The 352-nt window shown below is 70.5% G+C and carries 1 protein-coding gene; it reads left to right on the forward strand.

What is annotated here, in order from left to right; all coding sequences use genetic code 11:
- Nucleotides 1–7: 7 nt before the first annotated feature.
- Nucleotides 8–352, forward strand: a 345-nt coding sequence (locus H0H10_RS02340; protein ID WP_223179270.1) for an AMP-binding protein, incomplete at its 3' end; no start/stop codon positions are given.

Raw genomic sequence — 352 nt, forward strand, 5'->3', positions numbered from 1 at the left:
CGACCGGTTGGGGGAGCTGGGGGTGCGGCCCGGGGACCGGGTCGTGGTGTCGATGCGGAAGGGGTGGGAGCAGGTTGCTGCGGTGTTGGGCGTGTTGCGGGCGGGGTGTGTGTATGTGCCGGTGGATCCGGCTCTGCCCGGTGAGCGGGTGCGGTATCTGATCGAGCACACGGAGGCTCGTGTGGTGCTGACGCAGCCTGCTCTGGTGGAGGGGGAGTGGCCGGCGGGTGTGTCGGTGGTGGCGGTGACCGCCGAGGGTGCGGGGCGGGGTCCGGGTGGTCATGTGGGGCGGCGGGAGGTGACGGATCTGGCGTATGTGATCTTCACGTCGGGTTCGACGGGTGTGCCGAAG

Source organism: Streptomyces griseicoloratus (assembly GCF_014534645.1).
GTDB lineage: Bacteria > Actinomycetota > Actinomycetes > Streptomycetales > Streptomycetaceae > Streptomyces > Streptomyces griseicoloratus.